Origin of the sequence: Actinoplanes italicus, from assembly GCF_003001815.1 — a bacterium.
Classification (GTDB): Bacteria; Actinomycetota; Actinomycetes; order Mycobacteriales; family Micromonosporaceae; genus Actinoplanes; species Actinoplanes italicus.
In genome coordinates this window covers 1-18,083 of the sequence record NZ_PVMZ01000029.1, presented here as the reverse complement: position 1 = coordinate 18,083, position 18,083 = coordinate 1, and the positions used below count along the sequence as shown (strand labels likewise).

At 71.7% G+C, this 18,083-nt stretch carries 17 protein-coding genes, 1 pseudogene and 1 riboswitch; of the genes and pseudogenes, 10 read left to right on the top strand and 8 right to left on the bottom strand.

The features are described from left to right. Window positions 1-39: 39 nt before the first annotated feature. The 4 genes from CLV67_RS44300 to CLV67_RS44285 all read left to right on the top strand — a co-directional run bounded on the left by CLV67_RS44300 (window position 40) and on the right by CLV67_RS44285 (window position 6,179). Window positions 40-1,383 carry an MFS transporter gene (locus tag CLV67_RS44300; protein WP_106329816.1) on the top strand — a complete coding sequence of 448 codons (1,344 nt, stop codon included), beginning with the start codon at window positions 40-42 and terminating at the stop codon, window positions 1,381-1,383. Between the two features lie 9 nt (window positions 1,384-1,392). Next, a complete protein-coding gene (locus CLV67_RS44295; protein ID WP_106329814.1) occupies window positions 1,393-2,301 on the top strand; it encodes a 5'-3' exonuclease in 909 nt (302 codons plus the stop codon). Window positions 2,302-2,415: 114 nt separating this feature from the next. Continuing rightward, on the top strand, window positions 2,416-5,460 hold the full coding sequence (locus CLV67_RS44290; protein WP_106329812.1) for a putative bifunctional diguanylate cyclase/phosphodiesterase: 3,045 nt from the start codon (window positions 2,416-2,418) through the stop codon (window positions 5,458-5,460). A 59-nt stretch (window positions 5,461-5,519) separates the two neighbouring features. Then, on the top strand, window positions 5,520-6,179 hold the full coding sequence (locus CLV67_RS44285) for a GNAT family N-acetyltransferase (RefSeq protein ID WP_106329810.1): 660 nt from the start codon (window positions 5,520-5,522) through the stop codon (window positions 6,177-6,179). 60 nt (window positions 6,180-6,239) lie between these two features. On the opposite strand, the gene CLV67_RS44280 is transcribed toward CLV67_RS44285, so the two are convergent. Then, window positions 6,240-7,421, bottom strand: coding sequence for an acyl-CoA dehydrogenase family protein (locus CLV67_RS44280; protein ID WP_106329808.1), 1,182 nt, complete (start codon window positions 7,419-7,421; stop codon window positions 6,240-6,242). An 85-nt stretch (window positions 7,422-7,506) separates the two neighbouring features. On the opposite strand from CLV67_RS44280, the gene CLV67_RS44275 reads away from it, so the two are divergent. Genes CLV67_RS44275 through CLV67_RS44265 form a run of 3 tightly spaced genes read left to right on the top strand, consistent with a single transcriptional unit; the run spans window position 7,507 to window position 10,863 of the window. After that, window positions 7,507-8,124, top strand: coding sequence for a GGDEF domain-containing protein (locus CLV67_RS44275; protein ID WP_239166869.1), 618 nt, complete (start codon window positions 7,507-7,509; stop codon window positions 8,122-8,124). A gap of 26 nt (window positions 8,125-8,150) precedes the next feature. Then, complete coding sequence (locus tag CLV67_RS44270; RefSeq protein ID WP_106329804.1) at window positions 8,151-9,584, top strand: hypothetical protein; 1,434 nt, start codon at window positions 8,151-8,153, stop codon at window positions 9,582-9,584. A 37-nt stretch (window positions 9,585-9,621) separates the two neighbouring features. Beyond that, entirely contained in the window at window positions 9,622-10,863 is a 1,242-nt protein-coding gene (locus CLV67_RS44265; RefSeq protein WP_239166868.1) for a vanadium-dependent haloperoxidase, read from the top strand. Between the two features lie 171 nt (window positions 10,864-11,034). On the opposite strand, the gene CLV67_RS44260 is transcribed toward CLV67_RS44265, so the two are convergent. Further along, on the bottom strand, window positions 11,035-11,238 hold the full coding sequence (locus CLV67_RS44260; protein ID WP_106329800.1) for a hypothetical protein: 204 nt from the start codon (window positions 11,236-11,238) through the stop codon (window positions 11,035-11,037). A 4-nt stretch (window positions 11,239-11,242) separates the two neighbouring features. Further along, window positions 11,243-11,866 (bottom strand): class I SAM-dependent methyltransferase, encoded by a 624-nt coding sequence (locus CLV67_RS44255; RefSeq protein WP_239166867.1) that lies wholly within the window; start codon window positions 11,864-11,866, stop codon window positions 11,243-11,245. A 272-nt stretch (window positions 11,867-12,138) separates the two neighbouring features. Between CLV67_RS44255 and CLV67_RS44250 the strand changes: the two genes are divergently transcribed. Further along, window positions 12,139-12,774, top strand: a complete 636-nt coding sequence (locus CLV67_RS44250) for a GmrSD restriction endonuclease domain-containing protein (protein ID WP_106329796.1) — start codon at window positions 12,139-12,141, stop codon at window positions 12,772-12,774. Here CLV67_RS44250 and CLV67_RS44245 read toward each other — a convergent pair. The 4 genes from CLV67_RS44245 to CLV67_RS44230 form a co-directional block, all read right to left on the bottom strand. Beyond that, window positions 12,755-13,408, bottom strand: coding sequence for a GNAT family N-acetyltransferase (locus CLV67_RS44245; protein ID WP_106329794.1), 654 nt, complete (start codon window positions 13,406-13,408; stop codon window positions 12,755-12,757). The genes CLV67_RS44250 and CLV67_RS44245 overlap by 20 nt on opposite strands. Before the next feature lie 13 nt (window positions 13,409-13,421). Further along, window positions 13,422-13,538, bottom strand: a riboswitch (SAM riboswitch). A gap of 24 nt (window positions 13,539-13,562) precedes the next feature. Further along, window positions 13,563-15,038, bottom strand: a complete 1,476-nt coding sequence (dacB, locus tag CLV67_RS44240; RefSeq protein ID WP_106329792.1) for a D-alanyl-D-alanine carboxypeptidase/D-alanyl-D-alanine endopeptidase — start codon at window positions 15,036-15,038, stop codon at window positions 13,563-13,565. 97 nt (window positions 15,039-15,135) lie between these two features. Continuing rightward, window positions 15,136-15,537, bottom strand: coding sequence for a ChaB family protein (locus CLV67_RS44235; RefSeq protein WP_106329790.1), 402 nt, complete (start codon window positions 15,535-15,537; stop codon window positions 15,136-15,138). Between the two features lie 4 nt (window positions 15,538-15,541). Then, window positions 15,542-16,678 carry a glycoside hydrolase family 32 protein gene (locus CLV67_RS44230; protein ID WP_106329788.1) on the bottom strand — a complete coding sequence of 379 codons (1,137 nt, stop codon included), beginning with the start codon at window positions 16,676-16,678 and terminating at the stop codon, window positions 15,542-15,544. Between the two features lie 75 nt (window positions 16,679-16,753). On the opposite strand from CLV67_RS44230, the gene CLV67_RS44225 reads away from it, so the two are divergent. Continuing rightward, window positions 16,754-17,113 (top strand): MerR family transcriptional regulator, encoded by a 360-nt coding sequence (locus tag CLV67_RS44225; RefSeq protein WP_106329786.1) that lies wholly within the window; start codon window positions 16,754-16,756, stop codon window positions 17,111-17,113. Beyond that, window positions 17,110-17,454 carry a VOC family protein gene (locus CLV67_RS44220; protein ID WP_106329784.1) on the top strand — a complete coding sequence of 115 codons (345 nt, stop codon included), beginning with the start codon at window positions 17,110-17,112 and terminating at the stop codon, window positions 17,452-17,454. Before CLV67_RS44225 ends, CLV67_RS44220 begins: the two co-directional genes overlap by 4 nt. 16 nt (window positions 17,455-17,470) lie before the next feature. On the opposite strand, the pseudogene CLV67_RS44215 reads toward CLV67_RS44220, so the two are convergent. Further along, window positions 17,471-18,083, bottom strand: a pseudogene (locus tag CLV67_RS44215) (glycogen debranching enzyme); the annotation flags it as partial.

Here is an 18,083-nt window from a genome sequence, read left to right as displayed (position 1 = left end):
CACTAGCGGAACAGCGTTTCTCGTAGGTAAGGTGCCCGCATGATCGCCGAGGAGTCCGAGCGGATCAAACAGGTCACGGCGTACGAGGGACGACCGCCGGTCACCGTCCGGCGCGGCGCGGGAGCGCCGTTCGGATGGTGGCCGGCGATCTGCATCGCCCTGGTCGCCGCCATCGACCGCATCGAGTACAACCTGCTGGCCGGGGCGTTGCCGACGATCCAGCGGGAGTTCGGGTTCAGCGACAGCCAGGGCGGCGCCATCGCCACCGCCGGGGCGATCGCCGCCATCGTGCTGCTGCTGCCGGCCGGCAAGCTAGCCGACACCGGCAAGCGCACCTGGATCATCTCCGCGATCGTGGCAGTGTGGGCGCTGCTGACCGTCGGCACCGGCCTGGCCGGCACCTACGCGACACTGTTCGCGGTGCGGGTGCTGCTCGGGGCGGCCGGTCAGCTCTACAACCCGCCGTCGTCCAGCCTGCTCGGCGACCTCTACCCCGGGCCGGGGCGGGCCCGGGCCTACGGCTACGAGCGGATGGCCTACTTCGCGGGCCTGCCGATCGGCGTGATCGCCGGTGGCGCGCTGGCGCAGACCGTCGGCTGGCGCACCGGCTTCTTCCTGGTCGCGGTGCCCGGCATCGTGATCGCGTTGCTCGTGCTGACCGTCCGGGAACCGGTCCGCGGCGTCGGCGACCGGCTCTCCCGCTGGTACGACGACACCCCGGCGGCCGAGCCGCGGGCCACCGCCGCGACGGTCCCGATGCGGGCACAGCTGGCGGCGCTGCTGCGCATCCGCACCCTCCGCTCGGTGATCATCGGCCTGAGCATCCTGTTCTTCGGGCTGGGCGGGCTCTTCTTCTGGATGCCGTCGTTCTACGCCCGCGAGTTCGGGCTGGCCGAGGCGTCCGCGGCGGCCGTCGGCGGCGGTGCCGGCCTGGTCGGGATCGTCGCCGGCATCCTGACCGGCAGCTGGCTCGGCGATCGGCGGCACCACGACCGGGTCGCGATCGGCGGCTGGTCACTGCTGTTCGGCACGGTCTTCCTGGCCGGGGCGGTCAGCGTGCCCGTGCTCGTGCCGCAGGCGATCTGCTTCACCCTCGCCAACGCCGGGTTCGCGGGGGCCATCGCGAACCTGACCGCCGCCAACGCCGACGTGGTCGCGGCACACCGGCGCGGTCTCGGTTTCGCGGTGCTGCAGATGCTGGTCACCCTCGGCGGTGCGCTCGGACCGTGGCTGATCGGGCTCGCCTCCGACACCACCGGGTCGCTGCGCTGGGCGTACACCGTCGTGCTGTTGCCCTTGGTCGTTGGCAGTCTGATCGTCCTCCGCGGCCAGCGCACCTATCGCGACGACGCGGCGGCCGCCTTGGAGGGCCGGGACGATTAGGGTGGTGCGGTGAGCCGACCACTATTGGCCGTTGACGCCCCCAGCCTCTACTTCCGCGCGTTCCACGGGATCCCGGAGAAGGCGGCGCAGACCGCGGCCGGCGAGCCGGTCAACGCGATCCGCGGGTTCCTCGACATGCTGGCCCAGCTGATCCGCACCCGTAAGCCGGACCGGCTGGTCTGCGCGCTGGACGCGGACTGGCGCCCGGCGTGGCGGGTGGAGCTCGTGCCGTCGTACAAGAAGCACCGGGTCGCCCATGGCGACGTCGAGGAGGTGCCGTCGTCGCTGGAGAAGCAGGTGCCGATCCTGCTGGAGACCCTCGCCGCCATCGGGATCCCGGCGTTCGGGGTGAAGGACTACGAGGCCGACGACGTGCTCGGCACGCTGGCCCACGGGCAGCCCGCGCCGGTCGAGGTGGTCTCCGGCGACCGTGACCTGTTCCAGCTCGTCGACGACGCGCGCGGGACGCGGCTGCTCTACTGCGGGCGGGGCGTGGCGAAACTCGAGGACGCCGACGAGGCGCTGGTCATGGCGAAGTACGGCGTCGAGGCGCGCTGGTACGCGGATTTCGCGGCGATGCGCGGCGACCCGAGCGACGGGCTGCCCGGTGTGGCCGGCGTCGGCGAGAAGACGGCGGCCCGGCTGATCGAGCGGTACGGCGGGGTCGAGCAGATCGTGGCCGCGCTGGACGACCCGGACGCCGGTTTCGCGCCGGGCGTGCGGACGAAACTGGCCGCCTCGCGCGACTACCTCGCGAAGGCGCTGCCGGTCTGCAAGGTCGCCACCGACGTACCGCTGCCGGAGTTCGACCCGGCGCTCCCGGCGTCGCCCCGCCACCCGGACGCGCTGCTCGCGCTCGCCGAGCGGTGGAACCTGGCCGGGTCGGCGCGGCGGCTGGTGGACGCTCTGGCCGGTTGACGGTTGCCGTCCGGGTGCGGGCGGGGCCGGGCCCTCAGGTCAGGCGTCGCGGCTCCGATTCGGCGGGTCGGCAAATCGCCACCCGACGAAACGGAGTACGCATTGTCGTCGCGAATGGCTCGTGCGTGCTTCGGCGCCTGGACGTTGGTGATCACCGGCGTCTACTACGCCTTCCCGGACGCCCACCTGTACAGCTGGGCGGCGCTCGGTTACTCGTGCGCGATCGCGGTGCTGCTGGGCGTCCGGATGCACCAGCCGCGGCGGAAGCTGCCGTGGTACCTGATCAGCATGTCGATCGCCTGTTTCACGACCGGCGACAGCACCTACAACCTGATTCTCGCTCTCGGCCACGAGCCGTCCTTCCCGGGCCTGGCCGACTTCTTCTATCTGGTGTTCTACCCGCTGCTGACGGCCGGGCTGCTGATGCTGATCCGGGCCCGCAACGGCGGGGACGCCAACCGGGCGGCACTGCTGGACGCCCTGGTGCCCACGGTCGGCCTGGGCCTGCTGGCCTGGGTCTACTGGATCGCGCCGTTCACCCGCGCCGATCACCTGTCGCTGCTGGAGAAGCTCGTCTCGATCGGCTACCCGCTCGGTGACGTGCTGGTGCTGTCGGTCATCCTGCGGATGTTCACCGGCTCCGGCAAGCGGATGGACTCGGTGGCCACCATCGGCGTCGCCATGCTCGGCCTGCTGGTCTCGGACGTGTTCTACGGCCAGTCGCAGCTGAGCAGCGCGTGGGCTCTGGGCGGGCCGGTCGACCTGGGCTGGATCGTCTTCTACTCGGCCATCGGCTACTCGGCGCTGCGCCCGTCCATGCGGTCGCTGTCCGAGCCGATCGAGCGCCCCAACCCGGGCATGGGCAGCCACCGGCTGTTCTGGCTGAGCACGGCGGCGCTGATCGCCCCCGCGGTGCTGGCACTGGAGTACCTGCAGGGACGCGAGGCGGAGATCGCCCGCGGCGGCGTCGTCGACGCCCCGATCATCGCGGCCGCCGCGGCGGCGATGTTCCTGCTGGTCCTGGCCCGGGTCGCGGACCTGGCCCGGGCACAGCGGCAGGCCGGCGCCCGGGAACGGGCGCTGCGCGAGGCGGGGACGCTGCTGTTCGCCGCGGCGAGCGAGGAGGACGTCACGACGGCGGTCCGCGAGGCCGTCGCCACGCTGATGCCCGCCGACCAGCCGTACCACCTGCAGTTCCTGCCCCCGGCCGAGGGCGTCGCCGGCGAGACCCTGGTCCGCCTGCTGCCCGCCTCCGACCTGCCCGAAGGCTTCTCCTCCGGCGGATTCAAGCACCTCGTGCACGCGACGCAGCCGCTGTCCGGCCACCGGACCGGCCGGATGGTCATCGGCGCGTCCGACCCGGTGCTGCACCTGCTGCTGCCGGCGTTCGAGACGCTCGGCTCGCAGATCGCCGTGGTGCTCGAACGGATCTCGCTGACCGCCGAGGTGAGCCGCCGGGAGGGCGAGGCCTGGTTCCGGACGCTGATCCAGAGCGCGGCCGACGTCATCCTGATCCTGGACGCCAACGGCACCATCCGGTACGCGACCCCGTCGGCCGAGGCGCTGTTCGGCGAGGACCCGACCGGCGACCCGCTGTCCGGCCTGATCGCCGAGAACTCGCAGGGCACGCTGCGGGAGATCATGTTCCGGGTACGGTCCGGCGTCGGCGACCTCGACGACATCGAACTGACCGCGGTACGCGCGGGCGGCCGCCCCATGGAGATCGAGTGCGACCTGCGCGACCTGCGTAACGACCCGACCGTGGCCGGGCTCGTGGTGACCCTGCGGGACGTGACCGAGCGGCGTGGCCTGGAGAAGGACCTCACCCACCAGGCGTTCCACGACGCCCTGACCGGGCTCGCCAACCGGGTGCTGTTCCGGGACCGGCTGGAGCAGGCGTTCTGTGTGGCCGAGCGCGACGGCGCGACCCTCGGCGTGCTCTTCGTCGACCTCGACGACTTCAAGGAGGTCAACGACACCCTCGGGCACGCGGCCGGCGACCAGCTGCTGCTGGCCGTGGCGGAGCGGATCTCGGCGAGCATCGGGACCGGCAGCACGGCGGCCCGGATGGGCGGCGACGAGTTCGCGGTCCTGGTCGAGCAGAGCGACTCGGTGGACGCCGCCGAGCAGATGGCGGCGAAGCTGCTGGAGGCGCTGGCGACCCCGGTCGAGGTGACCGACAACAACGGCGGCACGCACGTGGTCAGCGCCCAGTGCAGTGTCGGCGTCGCCACCAACCGGGACGCCGAGACCGCCACCGAGCTGCTCCGGCACGCCGACCTGGCGCTGTACCTGGCCAAGGGCAACGGCAAGGGCGGCTGGCAGCGGTACCAGAACGACCTGCACACCGCGATGATGCAGCGGCTCGAGATGCGTACGGCCCTGCACGAGGCGATCGAGGAGGAGCAGTTCGTGCTCCAGTTCCAGCCGATCGTCGAGCTGGTCGACCAGAAGATCAGCGGCGTGGAGGCGCTGGTGCGCTGGCAGCATCCGGCGAAGGGGCTGCTCGGGCCGTACCACTTCGTGGAGGCGGCCGAGGAGAGCGGCGCGATCGTCGGCATCGGCACCTGGGTGCTGCGGGAGGCGCTGCGGCAGTTCTCGCAGTGGAAGAACGAGAACCCGGACACCACGCTGCGGTACGTGAGCGTGAACGTGTCGGCGCGCCAGTTCCGTACCGCGGACTTCGCCGACCGGGTGCGCGAGGCCCTCGCGGAGACCGGCGCACGCCCCGAGTGGCTGCTACTGGAGATCACCGAGAGCCTGGTGCTCAAGGACGCCGACAAGGTCATCGCCGACCTCAAGGCGCTGCGGGCCCTGGGCGTGCGCGTCGCGATCGACGATTTCGGTACGGGTTACTCGTCGCTGAGCTACCTGCGTCAGATGCCGGTGGATGTGCTGAAGCTGGACAAGTCGTTCATCGACGACATCCTGCACAGCCGTCAGCAGCACGCGCTCGTCGACGCGATCGTCACCCTGTCGCACAACCTCGACCTCGCCGTCGTCGCCGAGGGAATCGAGGAGGCCGGCCAGCGTGCCGCGCTGGACGCCATGGGCTGCCAGTACGGCCAGGGTTACCACTTCGCCAGGCCGCTGTGGCCGGGCGACATCCCCGGACTGGCCGCCGAGTACCAGGAACACCCCGCCATGCAGCGTGTCTGATGGGTGGTTAGACGGATATCTGCTGGCGCTGCGGCCCGGTAGAGGGCAGGGTCAGGGTTGTGATTGACAACCCCGTGTGGGCCGCCCTCACCGGGCCGCAGGCGTGTTTCGCCGAGGCCGCGGGCAACGCCGCCCGATTCCTGCCCGAGATCGCCCCGTTCGCCGCGCTGAGCGACACCTCCGACCCGTCCGCCTGGCGCGACCTGGCCACGATCACCGACTACGCCGTACTCGTCGGCCGCTCGATCACCCCGCACGCGGGGTGGGAGCAGGTCGAGGTGACGTCCGGCGTCCAGATGATCGGCCAGAGCATGTCCGGCGTCGAGGACCCCGAAGCGGTCGTCCTCACCGAGAAGGACGTGCCCGAGATGCTCGACCTGGTCGCCCGCGCCCAGCCCGGCCCGTTCCTGAAACGGACCATCGACCTGGGCCGCTACCTCGGCATCCGCGACGACGGCGGCCGGCTGATCGCGATGGGCGGCGAGCGTTTCCGGATGCCCGGCTGGACGGAGGTCAGCGCCGTCTGCACGGACCCCGCGTTCCGCGGCAAGGGCCTGGGCGCGCGGCTCACCCTCGCCGTCGCGGCCGGCATCCTGGCCCGCGGTGAGCTGCCGTTCCTGCATGCCGTGCACGACAACGAGAACGCGATCCGGCTGTACGGCCGCCTCGGCTTCACCCACAGCGCCGACGTCGTCTTCGCGGCGTTCCGTAAGGTCTGAACCGGCTGTGGCTCACCGCTGTCTCGGCCCAGCTGAGACAGCGGTGTGACCCAGCCGGCTTTACAGCTGGCCGTGGTTGGGGGGCAGCTGGCCGGCGAGGTCGTAGGCGGCGATGTGGGCGTACTTCCAGTCCAGGGGGTCATGGACGCTGTGGGTGCGCGCGTTGCGCCAGTGCCGGTCCAGACCGTACTTCGCGGCGGCCGAGCTGGTGCCGCAGAGGGTGAACAGCTCCGAGCCGGCCTCCAGCGCGACCTCGCTGCCGAACGCCTTCGCGGCCGCCACCGCGAGTGAGCCACGTGCCGCGGATTCGGCGTCGGCCGGGATCAAACCCACTTCCTCGAGGGTACGGGCGGACGACTCCAGCAGTGCCTCGGCGGCGCGGACCCTGGCGGCCAGACGCCCGTAACGGTGCCGCACGTGCGGGTCGTCGGTGGCGGCCGTGGCACCGTGCCGGACCGCCTCGGTCGACGGCCGCGCCTTCTCCCGCAGGTAGGAACGGGCGTCGCGCAGCGCCGCACCGGCGATGCCCACCTCGATGGCCGCGTGCACGAGCTGGGCCCGCGCGCCGAGCTGCTGCGGCACCTCGTAGGCGCCCGCGTAGTCGATCCGCAGCCCCGGCTCGACCGGGACCTGCCGGAACGTGGCCGTGCCGCTGATCGTCGCCCGCTGGCCGATCATGTCCCAGTCGGTGTCGACCGTGACGCCCCCGGCGTCGCGCGGGACCAGCGCCAGGACCAGCCGGCCGTTCTCGTCGAGGGCGCTCACCGCGATCCAGGCGCTGGTCAGCGCACCGGTGGTGTAGTACTTGACGCCGTCGAGCCGTCCGCCGGCGATCCGGGTCTTGAGATCCTGGGCGTGCTTGCCGCCCCGCTCGGCGAGCGCGTTGCCGAGCCTCCGGCCGGCCAGCACGTCACCGTAGATCCGCTTGCGGGCCTCCGCGCCCGCGTGCACGGCCAGCACGTCGATCATCAGGAAGTGCGCCTGCGGCACCTGCGCGATCGACGGGTCGGCCGCCGCCACGATCCGGGTGACCTCGGCGAGCGTCCGCGGACCGAGGCCGGGACCGCCGTCGGCGGCCGGCACGGTGATGCCGAGCAGACCGGAGGAGTCCAGGGCGGCGACCGCCTCGTGCGGGACCGTGTCGGCGCCGTCCCGGTCGCGCTGGATCGCGCCCGGGATCAGGAACTCGGCGAGCTGGCAGGCGGTGGTGACCGCCTCGGCATGGGTCTGGGGTACGGCCATCACCAGATCCTATGAACCGCCGACCCTCAAGTGACCGCGACCCGGACCGATCTGCAGCGGCGTCCAGCCACAAGGAGGAGGCGTCGTGCACACTGCGGGTCGAAGGCGCACCCCCGGCATCGGGCGCCGGCTGCCGCTCCTCGCGATCGCGGTGGCTCAGCTGCGCAAGCACGACAGGCTCACCGGGCTCGGCAATCGCAGCCGGTTCCGGCAGGTCTCCCACCGGGCGATCGACCGCGGCGCGCGTACCGGCCGGCACATGGCGGTCCTGATGATCGGCATGAACGGGTTCAAGGAGATCAGCGACACCCTCGGCCACGAAGCCGGTGACCGGCTGCTGGTCGAGTTCGCCGGAGTGCTGCGGCGCTGCGTGCAGGGCCCCGGGCTCCCGGCCCGGCTGGGCGGCGACGAGTTCGCGGTGGTGCTGCCGGAGATCAGGAACCCCGGGGAGGCGTACGAGACAGCCGGTCGCATCGCCGCGTCGCTCGGGCCGGTCCTCATCGACGGCCGCCTGGTCACGCTGGCCGCCGGTATCGGCGTGGCCGTGGCCGCGCCCGGCACGCTCACCCACGACGGGATCGTGCACCGCGCCGGCCTGGCCATGGACAAGGCGAAGTCGCTCGGACCCCAGACCCGCTGGGCGATCTGGCAGGAGTCCCTCGAACCGCCTGCGGCCTCCGGCGAACTGGCTGACGCGGCCTGATTGCCCGCGATCGTTACGTTGGCGGCATGCTGGCACAGTTCACCGCCGACGGCGCCGTGTTCTCCGGCCGGATCGAGTTCCACGGCCGGCCCGAGACGGTCCGGGTGGCCCGCGACGACCTGCGGAGACTCGCCGGCTACTTCGACGAACGGTACGGACCGGCCGCCGGGACGACCGTCGAGGAACGGCTCACCGCCGTGATCGCGAACCTGATCGGACGCGGCGAACTGCGCGAGCCGGCGGCCGCCTACTGGGAGAACACCGAACGCCTGGCGACACACTGCCGGCGGGCCGGGATACGGCACGTCCTCACCAGGATCGGCAACAAGGGCCAGGACCTCACCCGGACGTACGTGCCACTGTGGACGGCCACCCACCAGGGCGAGGAATGGCTCGTATCGGTACGTGTGAGCCCGACGGGCCGCGGTGTCCACTTCGTGGAGGGTCTCGCGTGCCCGGGCAGCCCGCACCTCCTCCGGGCGCACGACGTGACGGTCGGCCTCCCCGCGTTCGCGGTGCTCGCCGACATGATCGAATCCCGGACGGGCCCGCGTCCGCCGGACGACCCGTGCCGGCGTGCCGAGGCGTTCTTCACCGGCCTGGTCGCGGCCGGTGAGATCGGCCCCGGCCTGGCACCCGGCGAAGCCCGCGACCGGATCGTCGCCTGGTGCGCCGAAGCGGGAGTCCCCCACCGGTCGACACCCCGCAAGGCCCGCCACGACCTCTTGAACAGCGACCGGCTGTCCCTCACGCTCAGCTTCGGGGCAACCGGGCTGCACATCAGCGAGCACTACCGCCCGTCCGGCGGATGGGGCAGCACCTTCTCCACCGTCGACATCGCCCTCGCCGACCTGCCGGCCCTCGCCGAACACCTCGAACAGCACCTCGGGACCGTGATCACGCGGGAACTCCTCGAGCCGCGGATCGCCGGGTCCTTCGCCACGATGGTCAGCCGCGGGCTATTGAAACCGGACATGCCCCGGTTCGGGAACTGGGGCGCGATCACCGGCCTGGTCATCGGCGGCGGTGTGCCGTCCCGCCGGTACCGGCCGCTGCGCCAGGCCGAGATCCTGCACGCCCGGCGCACGGCCCCCGGCTGTGACTACACGCTGAACATCGAGATCGGGCCCACTCAGGGCATCCGGTTCTTCGAGAACCACGAGTACTACGCCCGCGGCGACGACGACGGGGCCGAATGGTCGTACTCGGTCACGACGGAGCACTCGGCGCTGCCCGATCTGGTCGGCCACTTCACGTCACTGGCCGGGTTGCGGCCGCCACCGGCGCCGGGCCTCGATCTCGAGGACGACCTCGTGCACTACCTCCGCGAGCTGGTCCGCACCGGCGAACTGACCGGTGACCTCGACATCGAGGTCGCCCGCGACCGGGTCGCCGCCCACTTCGCGGCCGCCGGTGTGGCCGCCCGGCGCGACAGATCCCACTGGTACAACATGCGGTGACAGGTTTCTGCCAGATCGATCCGGTGCGATGGGCCGCATGAAGCGTGCACTGGCACTGATCATGGCCGCCGTACTGGCGCCGCTCGCGGTCCCGGCCGCCGCCGCGGCCGCCCCGGCCGGCAACTCCGTCATAACGTGGAACCTCAACGCCCAGACCGCGATCTGGGACGTCGCCCGCGAGAACCCGTGGGTGCAGAGTCGCAGCTTCGCCATGGTGCAGGGCGCCGTCTACGACGCCGTCAACGCCATCGCCGGCAAGCCGTACCAGCCGTTCATCGCGGCCCCCAGGACCACCGGCCGCGAGTCCACCGACGCCGCCGTCGCCGCCGCCTCGTACCGGGTCCTCACCGCGCTGTACCCCGCGCAGAGCGACCGGCTCAAGGCACAGTACGACGGATACCTCGCCGGGATCCCGGACGGCCGGGCCGAACGCGGCGGTGTCACGGTCGGTGAGCAGACCGCCGCCGCCATGCTCGCCTCCCGCGCCGGCGACGGCGCCTTCGGCGTCGAGGAGTTCCCGGTCGGCACCGCACCCGGACAGTGGCGGCCCACCCCGCCCACCTTCGCCAACTCCGGCGCCTGGTCAGCCGATCTGAAGGCGTTCGTGCTGCCGCGCAACGACATCTTCCGCACGGCCGGGCCGCCCGCCCTCACCAGCGCCGCCTACACCCGCGACCTCAACGAGATCAAGGCGATCGGCGGCGCGACCAGCACGCTGCGTACCGCCGACCAGACCGACGCGGCCCGCTGGTGGCACGACCGCAAGCTCGGCCAGTGGGAGATCAACCGGCAGCTCGCCGAGACACAGCGGCTCAGCGTCCTGCAGTCGGCCCGCCTGCTCGCCATGGTCAACGTCGCCGCGTCGGACGCCAACACCGCCTGCTTCAACGAGAAGCGGCACTGGGGCTTCTGGCGGCCGGTCACCGCGGTCCAGCTCGCCGACACCGACGGCAACCCGGACACCACCGCCGACCCGTCGTGGATGCCGCTGCTCATCACGCCGGGCAGCCCCGACTACACCTCAGGCCACGCCTGCGCGACCGGCTCCAACATGACGATCCTGCGGTTGTTCTTCGGCCGCGACGACATCGCGTTCCACGCCACCAGCGAGGCCACCGGAACGACCCGCTACTACACCAGCTTCTCGGGCGCCCTCGAGGAACTGATCAACGCCCGCGTGTGGGGCGGCATCCACTTCCGCTCGGCCGACACCGCCGGAGCCGTCGTGGGCGCCAAGACCAGCGTCTACCTCTACCTGAACGAGTTCCGCCGCCGCTGACCACCACTCGCCCGTCCGCGCCGGTCCCCGGATCCTTCCCCACCGGGCGACCGGCGCGGCGCTCCCCGCCGCCCCACCCCACGCCGCCGGTCACCACACGCATCCGTCGGCCGGCCCGGGCCGACCACGGCCCCGTGCATGCCCAGCACTGTGGCACCGCCACAAATGGTTTCAGGGAGTGGAACGGAAGGTGGGGCCGTCGGGCGTCGGGGCGACCTCCCAGCCGAAAGCCCTGAGCGTGATGTCGGTCCGGCTCCGCGCCGGCTGGCCGAGCGAGTCCAGGAACTCCACGGTGATCAGGCCGGGAGCGCTGTCCAGGATCGAGGCGGCGCGCCAGTCCTCCCGGCGTTCGACGCTCGCCGGGCCGGTCCGCATCCGGTCACCACTGTTTCCGTAGCAGGAGCTGGAGTGCGCCGGTCGGGTGACCGTTCATCGACGGCACCGCGATGTGCCGCTCCGCCTCCAGGTCGTATTCCGGGAACAGGCCGCGCAGATGGCCGGCGGAATGGTGGCGGCAGGTCGCGCCGTCGCCGGTGGTGAAGACACCGTACGGGTCGCCGGTGTAACGGCGCCGGTTGCGCTCGTCGGGCTGCAACAGCACGTCACTGACGCAGAGCAGGCCACCGGGTGCCAGCAGGCGATCCAACTCGGTCACCAGTGCACGCTGGTCCGCGTCGGCGGGCACGCAGGTGAGCACCGCGAACAGCAGGATGACGTCGAAACCGGCGGCCGGCAGGCCGAGTACCGGCGGGTATTCGATGACGGTGAGCCGCAGGCCGGGGTGCTGGTCGCGTCCGCGGGCGATCAGGGCGGCCGAGATGTCGGCGCCGGTCAGATCGGTGAAGCCGTGATCGGCGAGTTCCGCCATCGTCCGGCCGTAGCCGCAGCCGTAGTCGAGGATCCGGGCGTCCCGGTCCACACCGGCCAGCCATTCACGGTGGACCGGGTGGGTGAAGGTCTTCGCCGCTCCGGTCGTGTTCCAGTACCGCCTGTCGATGGCCACACCGGCATTCTGGCATCCGATCGGGCCACGGCCGGCGGTCTCCGGTGACCACCGCATACGCCCGTGAGTCGCCTTGGGACCGGGGGATCGCGGACGTCGCGCCCGGAGCCAGGGTGCCTCCTCGTAGCCGTACGAAATATTACGTTCTTGTTTCCGGGGTGGGGTTTGAACTTGATTGTTCGGACACGAGAAATTCACGGGCATCATGATCTGGTGACGTCCGGCTCCCGTAGACCTGAGTCGTCCGAATCGGACGACACGAAGGAGCCGTCATGCCCCTCCCCCGTCACCTGATCGCCGGCGCCGCCGCCGGACTGATCGCTCTCGGCCTGCTGGGTTCCCCCGCCCAGGCCGCCCCGACCGGCGTCCCGTCGAAGTCGACGGCACAGACCTACCTCAACGCGCTGACCGTCGCCGCCGAGGCGAACGCGGGCACCTACGACCGCGAGCTGTTCCCGCACTGGATCACGATCTCGGGCACCTGCAACACCCGCGAGACCGTGCTGAAGCGGGACGGCAGCAACGTCGTGACCAGCTCGGCGTGCGCCGCCACCTCCGGCAGCTGGTACTCCCCCTACGACGGCGCCACCTGGAGCGCGGCGTCCGATGTCGACATCGACCACGTGGTTCCGCTGGCCGAGGCGTGGCGTTCCGGCGCGAGCGCCTGGACCACGAGCAGGCGGCAGAGCTTTGCCAACGATCTGACCCGGCCGCAGCTCATCGCCGTGACCGACAACGTGAACCAGTCGAAGGGCGACCAGGACCCGTCGACCTGGCAGCCGTCGATCTCGTCGTACCGGTGCACGTACGCCAAGATGTGGATCGCCGTGAAGTACTACTACGCGCTGAAGCTGCAGTCGTCGGAGAAGACGTCGCTGCAGACGATGCTCAACACCTGCTCCAGCTGACGGTGCGGGGCGCCGCTGCGGCGGCGCCCTGTTCCGTTTCGGACAACCGGTGCTCGAGGTACGCGCGGCACTCCGGCCATTCCTCGGCGACCACCGAGTACAGCGCCGAGTCACGCAGGCCGCTCTCGCCCGGCGCCCACGACCGGGACCAGTTGCGCAGCACGCCCTCGAACCGCGCGCCGGTTCCGGCTATCGCGGCCCGCGAGCGGGCGTTGCGGGCGTCGGTGCTCAGGCCCACCCGTACCACCTCCCACGCTTCGAAGGCGTGCCGGAACAGCAGATACTTCGCCTCCAGGTTCAGCCCGGAACCCTGCGCCGAGGCGGCCAGCCAGGTGAAACCCACATCGATCTGGGCGAGCCGGTCACCGCTGGGAAACGGGCGCGGGTCCCAGTAGGCGGTCACCCCCACCACACGATGGGACGAAAGACAGATTTGGGCGTACGGGAGAAGCCGTCCCGTCCTCGCGGTGGCGAGTTGCTCGTCGACGTACGCGGCGGCGGTACCGGGGTCCGGCACCCAGGTCCACGCGTACCGGCTCCTGTCCTCGGCGGCAGCCGCGGCCAGGCCGGGGACGTGCCGCCGGTCGAGCGGCTCGAGGCGTACGAGGCGGCCGTGCAGAACAGGATGATCCATGAGGGTCCCCTCGGGTCGCGGCTTGCCCGGCACGCGACGCGCCGGACCCGGTCATCACCCGGGGCACCCCGCCCGTGACGCGGAGGGTTGCCGGCCAGCGAGCCGGGGCTTGACGCTGACACTCATGACCTGACGGGCAACATACCACCGTCGTTCAGCGGATCGCGGGCACGTATTCCAGGCCGCGCGCGGCCGCGAGTGTCACCACGACCTCGTCCAGGACGGGGGCGGCACTGGTGAGCGAGCCGTTGACGATCAGCGCGAAGACCAGTCGGCGGCCGTCGGCTGCGGTGACGTAGCCGGAGAGTGTGTTGACCCCGGTCAGCGTTCCGGTCTTGGCGCGCACGTTGCCGGCCGCCGGAGTGCCGCGCATCCGCTCCCGCAGCGTGCCGCCGACCATCGGGTCCGGGTCTCCGGCGATCGGCAGGGCCGCCCGGAAGGCCGGGAACCAGGTGCACCGCTGCGCCTTCTGCAGCAGCGTGGCGATCTGCGACACGGTCACCCAGTTGCGGCGGCTCAGACCGGATCCGTCACCCATGGTGAGCAGGCGGGTGTCGACGCCGAGGCGGCCGAGGGCGGCGGTCGCGGAGGGCAGGCCGGTCGGCCAGCTTCCCGGCCGCCCCGGTTCGGCGGCCCGCGACATGGCCTTAACCAGGATCTCCGCGATGCCGTTGTTGGAGAGCTTGAGGAGCGGCCGCAGAATCTCGGCGAGCGGTGGCGAGACCTGGGCGGCGAGCTCCCGGGCCTCTGCGGGGGCGGCCCCCTCGGCTGTACGACCACCGACCGTCACCCCGTGCCGCAGCAACGCGGCCCGGAACAGCCGGGTGGTCACCGCCGCCGGGTCGGGAACGGTGGCCAAGGCGGTCCCGGAGCGTCCGGCCGCGACCGAGCCACGCAGCGTGACCGTAGCGGTTCCGTGCTCCCGCACCGCGCTCACCGTGTCGCCGCTGCCGCCGGTGACCGCCCGGTTGACGACCCGGACACCCGTGTCCGGCGGCCATACCCGCACGACCGGCCGCCGCCCGCCCACACCGGCGTAGCGGATCTCCACGGCCGCGTTGTCGAACCGCGCGTTCGCCGCGAACGTCAGCGCCGACACGGGCGCCGTGGACGACTCGTCCTGCCACGACCAGTCCAGCCCGAGCGGAACGCGGTCGAACCAGGAGGCGTCCGCGATCAGCCTGTCGTACCGTGTGCCGCCGGTGCGCGCGACTGCCTCAGCGAGCCGGTCGATCCGGTCGTACGTCAGCGTGGGATCGCCCTGTCCGTGAAGGTGGAGGCTGCGCCCGGCGGTCGCGGCCGTGGTGCGGAACCGATGGCCCGGCCCGAGGACTTCGAGGGCGGCGGCTGCGGTGAGCAGCTTCTGGTTCGACGCCGGGAGCACCCGCAACAGCGGATTGCGCTGGTAGACGACGGCTCCGGTGGCCGCGTCGCGCACATCGGCGGCGACGGTAGCCCCGGCCAGCCGCGGATCGTCGAGGATCCGGTCCAGCTCGGCCTGAACGGCCTGGACCTGCGCGGTCCGGGCGATCGCCGCGGTCGCCGTCCGGGCGGGGGTCGCCACGGCCGGGTCCGGCAGGGCGAGCAGAGTGCCGGCGACAAGTGCCGCCAGGGCGGGAAGACAGCGCATCGGACGGTCCTCGGCAGCGGGATCGGACGACGCGAAGTGTCACACGGGCCCGGCGGGAGGCGGCCCCGTTCCGATGCCGCCTCTCCCGATCGGATGATCAGCCGCTGTTGCGGGCGCGGCGGGTCTCCCGGTCGTTGGCCTTCTGGATGGCCTCGACCAGCTGCGGTTTCGTCATCCGGGAACGACCGGAGACGTCCAGCTTGCGGGCGATGCCGAGCAGGTGCTCCTTGCTGGCGTTGGCGTCGACGCCGCCGGCGGTCTCGGCCCTGGTGTCGCGGCCGCCCGCGGCCTTGGCGTCGCTGGGTCCCTTCTTCTTCTTGGGCTCCCAGTGGTCGCCGACCTTCTCGAAGGAGTGCTTGACCGCGGAGAACGCGGTGCGGTGGGCGCGCTCGCCCTCGCCGTACTGGTCGACGGCCGAGTCGTGGGTCTTGATGAAGGTGTCCTGTGCCTTCTTCGGGGAGCGCTTGAGGGTCTCGGGGAGTTCGTCGCGTCCGGGCATGTCCTCAGGGTTGCCCGGGGCGGGGTGCGGCAAACCCGGGCGCGGCGCCACCGAAGCGCGCGAACCGGACACCGGGCGCGGTGGGCCCGGTACGCCGGGCGACGCCCAGCCCGCTGACGCCCTCGACGGTGACCTCGACGATGTCGGCGTCGGCGAACAGGACCGTCTCGCCACCGGCGGGCATCGTCAGGATCAGGTCGCCGTGGTCGCGTACCTCTCCCCCGGCGGCCGTCAGCCCTGCCGCACCGCTGATCAGGTAGGGGTCGAGATTGGGATGCGGTGTGGCGATCAGCCGGTCGTCGCGTACCGACAGAACCCAGGGAAGGCTGAGCGACCCCGCCCACGCCGACCCCGCGCCCGCCTGGCCCGGACCCGCCTGCCCCGCAGCCGCCTCGTCCTCACCGAGCCGGGCCAGCGCGCAGCGACGCCCCGCCGTGTCGACGAACGTGACGGCCGGTCCGAAGTGGCCGTGCCCGAACGCGCCCCAGGCGCGGGCCGTGAAGTGCATGCCGTCGTAGTTGCCGATCCCGTAGATCAGCTCGGCGGACGAGCCACTCGAGAGCAGCAGCACCCAGGAGCCGTTGAGCGGGAACAGCCGGGGACAGCCCCACGACGCCCCGTCACGGGAGACGATCACCCCGTCGTAGGACCAGTTCAGCAGGTCGGCGGAGTGGTACTGCAGCACGCCGGCACCGCCGCCGTGCAGGCTCGCGCCGAGCAGCATCCGCCAGTTGCTGCCGGCCCAGAACACGAACGGGTCGCGGATCTCGGTGGACCCGGACGGCGGGCCGCCGAGCAGCGGGCCCGAGGGTTCGGCGTGCCAGACCGCGGTGGCCGTACCCGCGGGGGCGACCGCCCGGCCGACCCCGCCGCCGTCGAGGGTGTGGAACAGCACGGGACCGTCCGGGCCGGCCACGACGGTGCCGCAGCGGGCCGAGCCGTCGACGGGTGGCGAGCCGGCCGCCTGCTCGGTCCAGATGATCAGGTCGTCGGAGACCGCGCAGCCCCAGGCCGGGTCGTGTCCGGACAGGTACTCGTAGAACACCTGGTAGGTCCCGCCGGAGGTGAGCACGCCGAACAGCTCGCCCACGTGGCCGGCACGCGGGGTGAAGTGCACCCGGGGCCGCGGTTCGCGTTCCATGCCTCAGCGTGGCATCGACCGGCATCCGGCACCAGTGGGAACGCGTGCCGGAGAGAGAGCGGTTAACCTGACCCGGTGCCATACACACCGGGGGAAACCGCCGAGCGGCTCGGCGTCAGCATCGACACGATCCGCTACTACGAGAAGATCGGACTGCTGAACGGCATTCAGCGGACATCGGCGGGCCGTCGCGTCTTCTCCGACGACGATCTGTCCCGGCTCGGGCTGCTGCGCTGCCTGCGCGACTCCGGAATGCCGATCGCGCGGCTGCGGCGCTTCGCCGAGCTGCTGCAGCAGGGCGACGAGGGCGCCGAGCAGCGGACCGCGCTGCTCGAGGAGCACGACCGCGAGATCGACGCGAAGGTGGAGCAGCTGCGGGTGGAACAGCGGCGGGTACGCGAGAAGATCGCCTGGTACAGGTCGGTGACGCAATGACCGTCGCGTGGGTGAAGAGCCTGACCTTCGACTGCGCCGACGCGCTGGTGGTGGCCCGGTTCTGGGCCGCGGCCCTGGGCGGCGAGCTGGACTCCGACGGCACTAGCGCCAAGGCGTACGTGGAGGCGCCCGGCTGGGGCGGCCCCAACCTGTGGTTCCAGCGGGTGCCGGAGCCGAAGACCGCGAAGAACCGCCTCCACTTCGACCTGCGCGCCCCGAACGGGGACGTGCAGGCCGAGGTGGCGCGGCTGGAGAAGCTCGGTGCCACGGTGGTCAGCCCGGGTCCGGACCTGACGGTCATGGAGGACCCGGAGGGCAACGTCTTCTGCGTCGAGGACTGACCGCCGGGGTCTGCCCTCAGTACCGGCAGCGCAGCAGGACCAGACTGTGCCGGGTGACCTTGAACTGGGTCCCGGCACGGGCGGTCTTGCGCTTGGCGGCGAGCAGCGGGTCGGCGGTGTTCGCGGCGACCTCCCAGGTCCGGCCGTACTCCCGGTCCGGCAGGGTGAACGCCACGTCCTCGTCGAGCGGGTTGAACAGCAGCAGGAACGACGCGTCGACGATCTCCTCGCCGAGGGCGTCGCGTTCCGGGATGCCGTGGCCGTTGAGGAACACCGTCATGGTCATGCCGCTGCGGGTGTTCCAGTCGGCCTCGGTCATCACCTCGCCGTCGCGGCGCAGCCAGGCGATGTCCGGCAGTTTCGAGTCGCCGGCGGGTTCGCCGGTGAAGAACCGCCGCCGCCGGAAGATCGGGTGGTTGGCCCGTAGCGCCAGCAGTTTACGGGTGAAACCGGTGAGCACGTCCTCGAGGCGCGCTCCCTCCCAGTCGACCCAGGCGATCTCGCTGTCCTGGCAGTAGACGTTGTTGTTGCCCCGCTGGGTGCGGCCCAGTTCGTCACCGTGGGCGATCATCGGCACGCCCTGGCTCAGCAGCAGCGTAGCCAGGAAGTTCCGTTTCTGGCGTTCGCGC

Excerpts from the sequence above, each read along its gene's own strand:
- CLV67_RS44300 (WP_106329816.1), top strand. The coding sequence starts at position 40 with ATGATCGCCGAGGAGTCCGAGCGGATCAAACAGGTCACGGCGTACGAG.
- CLV67_RS44290 (WP_106329812.1), top strand. The coding sequence starts at position 2,416 with ATGGCTCGTGCGTGCTTCGGCGCCTGGACGTTGGTGATCACCGGCGTC.
- CLV67_RS44280 (WP_106329808.1), bottom strand. The coding sequence starts at position 7,421 with ATGGCCGTACCCCAGACCCATGCCGAGGCGGTCACCACCGCCTGCCAG.
- CLV67_RS44270 (WP_106329804.1), top strand. The coding sequence starts at position 8,151 with ATGCTGGCACAGTTCACCGCCGACGGCGCCGTGTTCTCCGGCCGGATC.
- CLV67_RS44265 (WP_239166868.1), top strand. The coding sequence starts at position 9,622 with ATGAAGCGTGCACTGGCACTGATCATGGCCGCCGTACTGGCGCCGCTC.
- CLV67_RS44260 (WP_106329800.1), bottom strand. The coding sequence starts at position 11,238 with ATGCGGACCGGCCCGGCGAGCGTCGAACGCCGGGAGGACTGGCGCGCC.
- CLV67_RS44250 (WP_106329796.1), top strand. The coding sequence starts at position 12,139 with ATGCCCCTCCCCCGTCACCTGATCGCCGGCGCCGCCGCCGGACTGATC.
- CLV67_RS44245 (WP_106329794.1), bottom strand. The coding sequence starts at position 13,408 with ATGGATCATCCTGTTCTGCACGGCCGCCTCGTACGCCTCGAGCCGCTC.
- dacB (WP_106329792.1), bottom strand. The coding sequence starts at position 15,038 with ATGCGCTGTCTTCCCGCCCTGGCGGCACTTGTCGCCGGCACTCTGCTC.
- CLV67_RS44235 (WP_106329790.1), bottom strand. The coding sequence starts at position 15,537 with ATGCCCGGACGCGACGAACTCCCCGAGACCCTCAAGCGCTCCCCGAAG.
- CLV67_RS44230 (WP_106329788.1), bottom strand. The coding sequence starts at position 16,678 with ATGGAACGCGAACCGCGGCCCCGGGTGCACTTCACCCCGCGTGCCGGC.
- CLV67_RS44220 (WP_106329784.1), top strand. The coding sequence starts at position 17,110 with ATGACCGTCGCGTGGGTGAAGAGCCTGACCTTCGACTGCGCCGACGCG.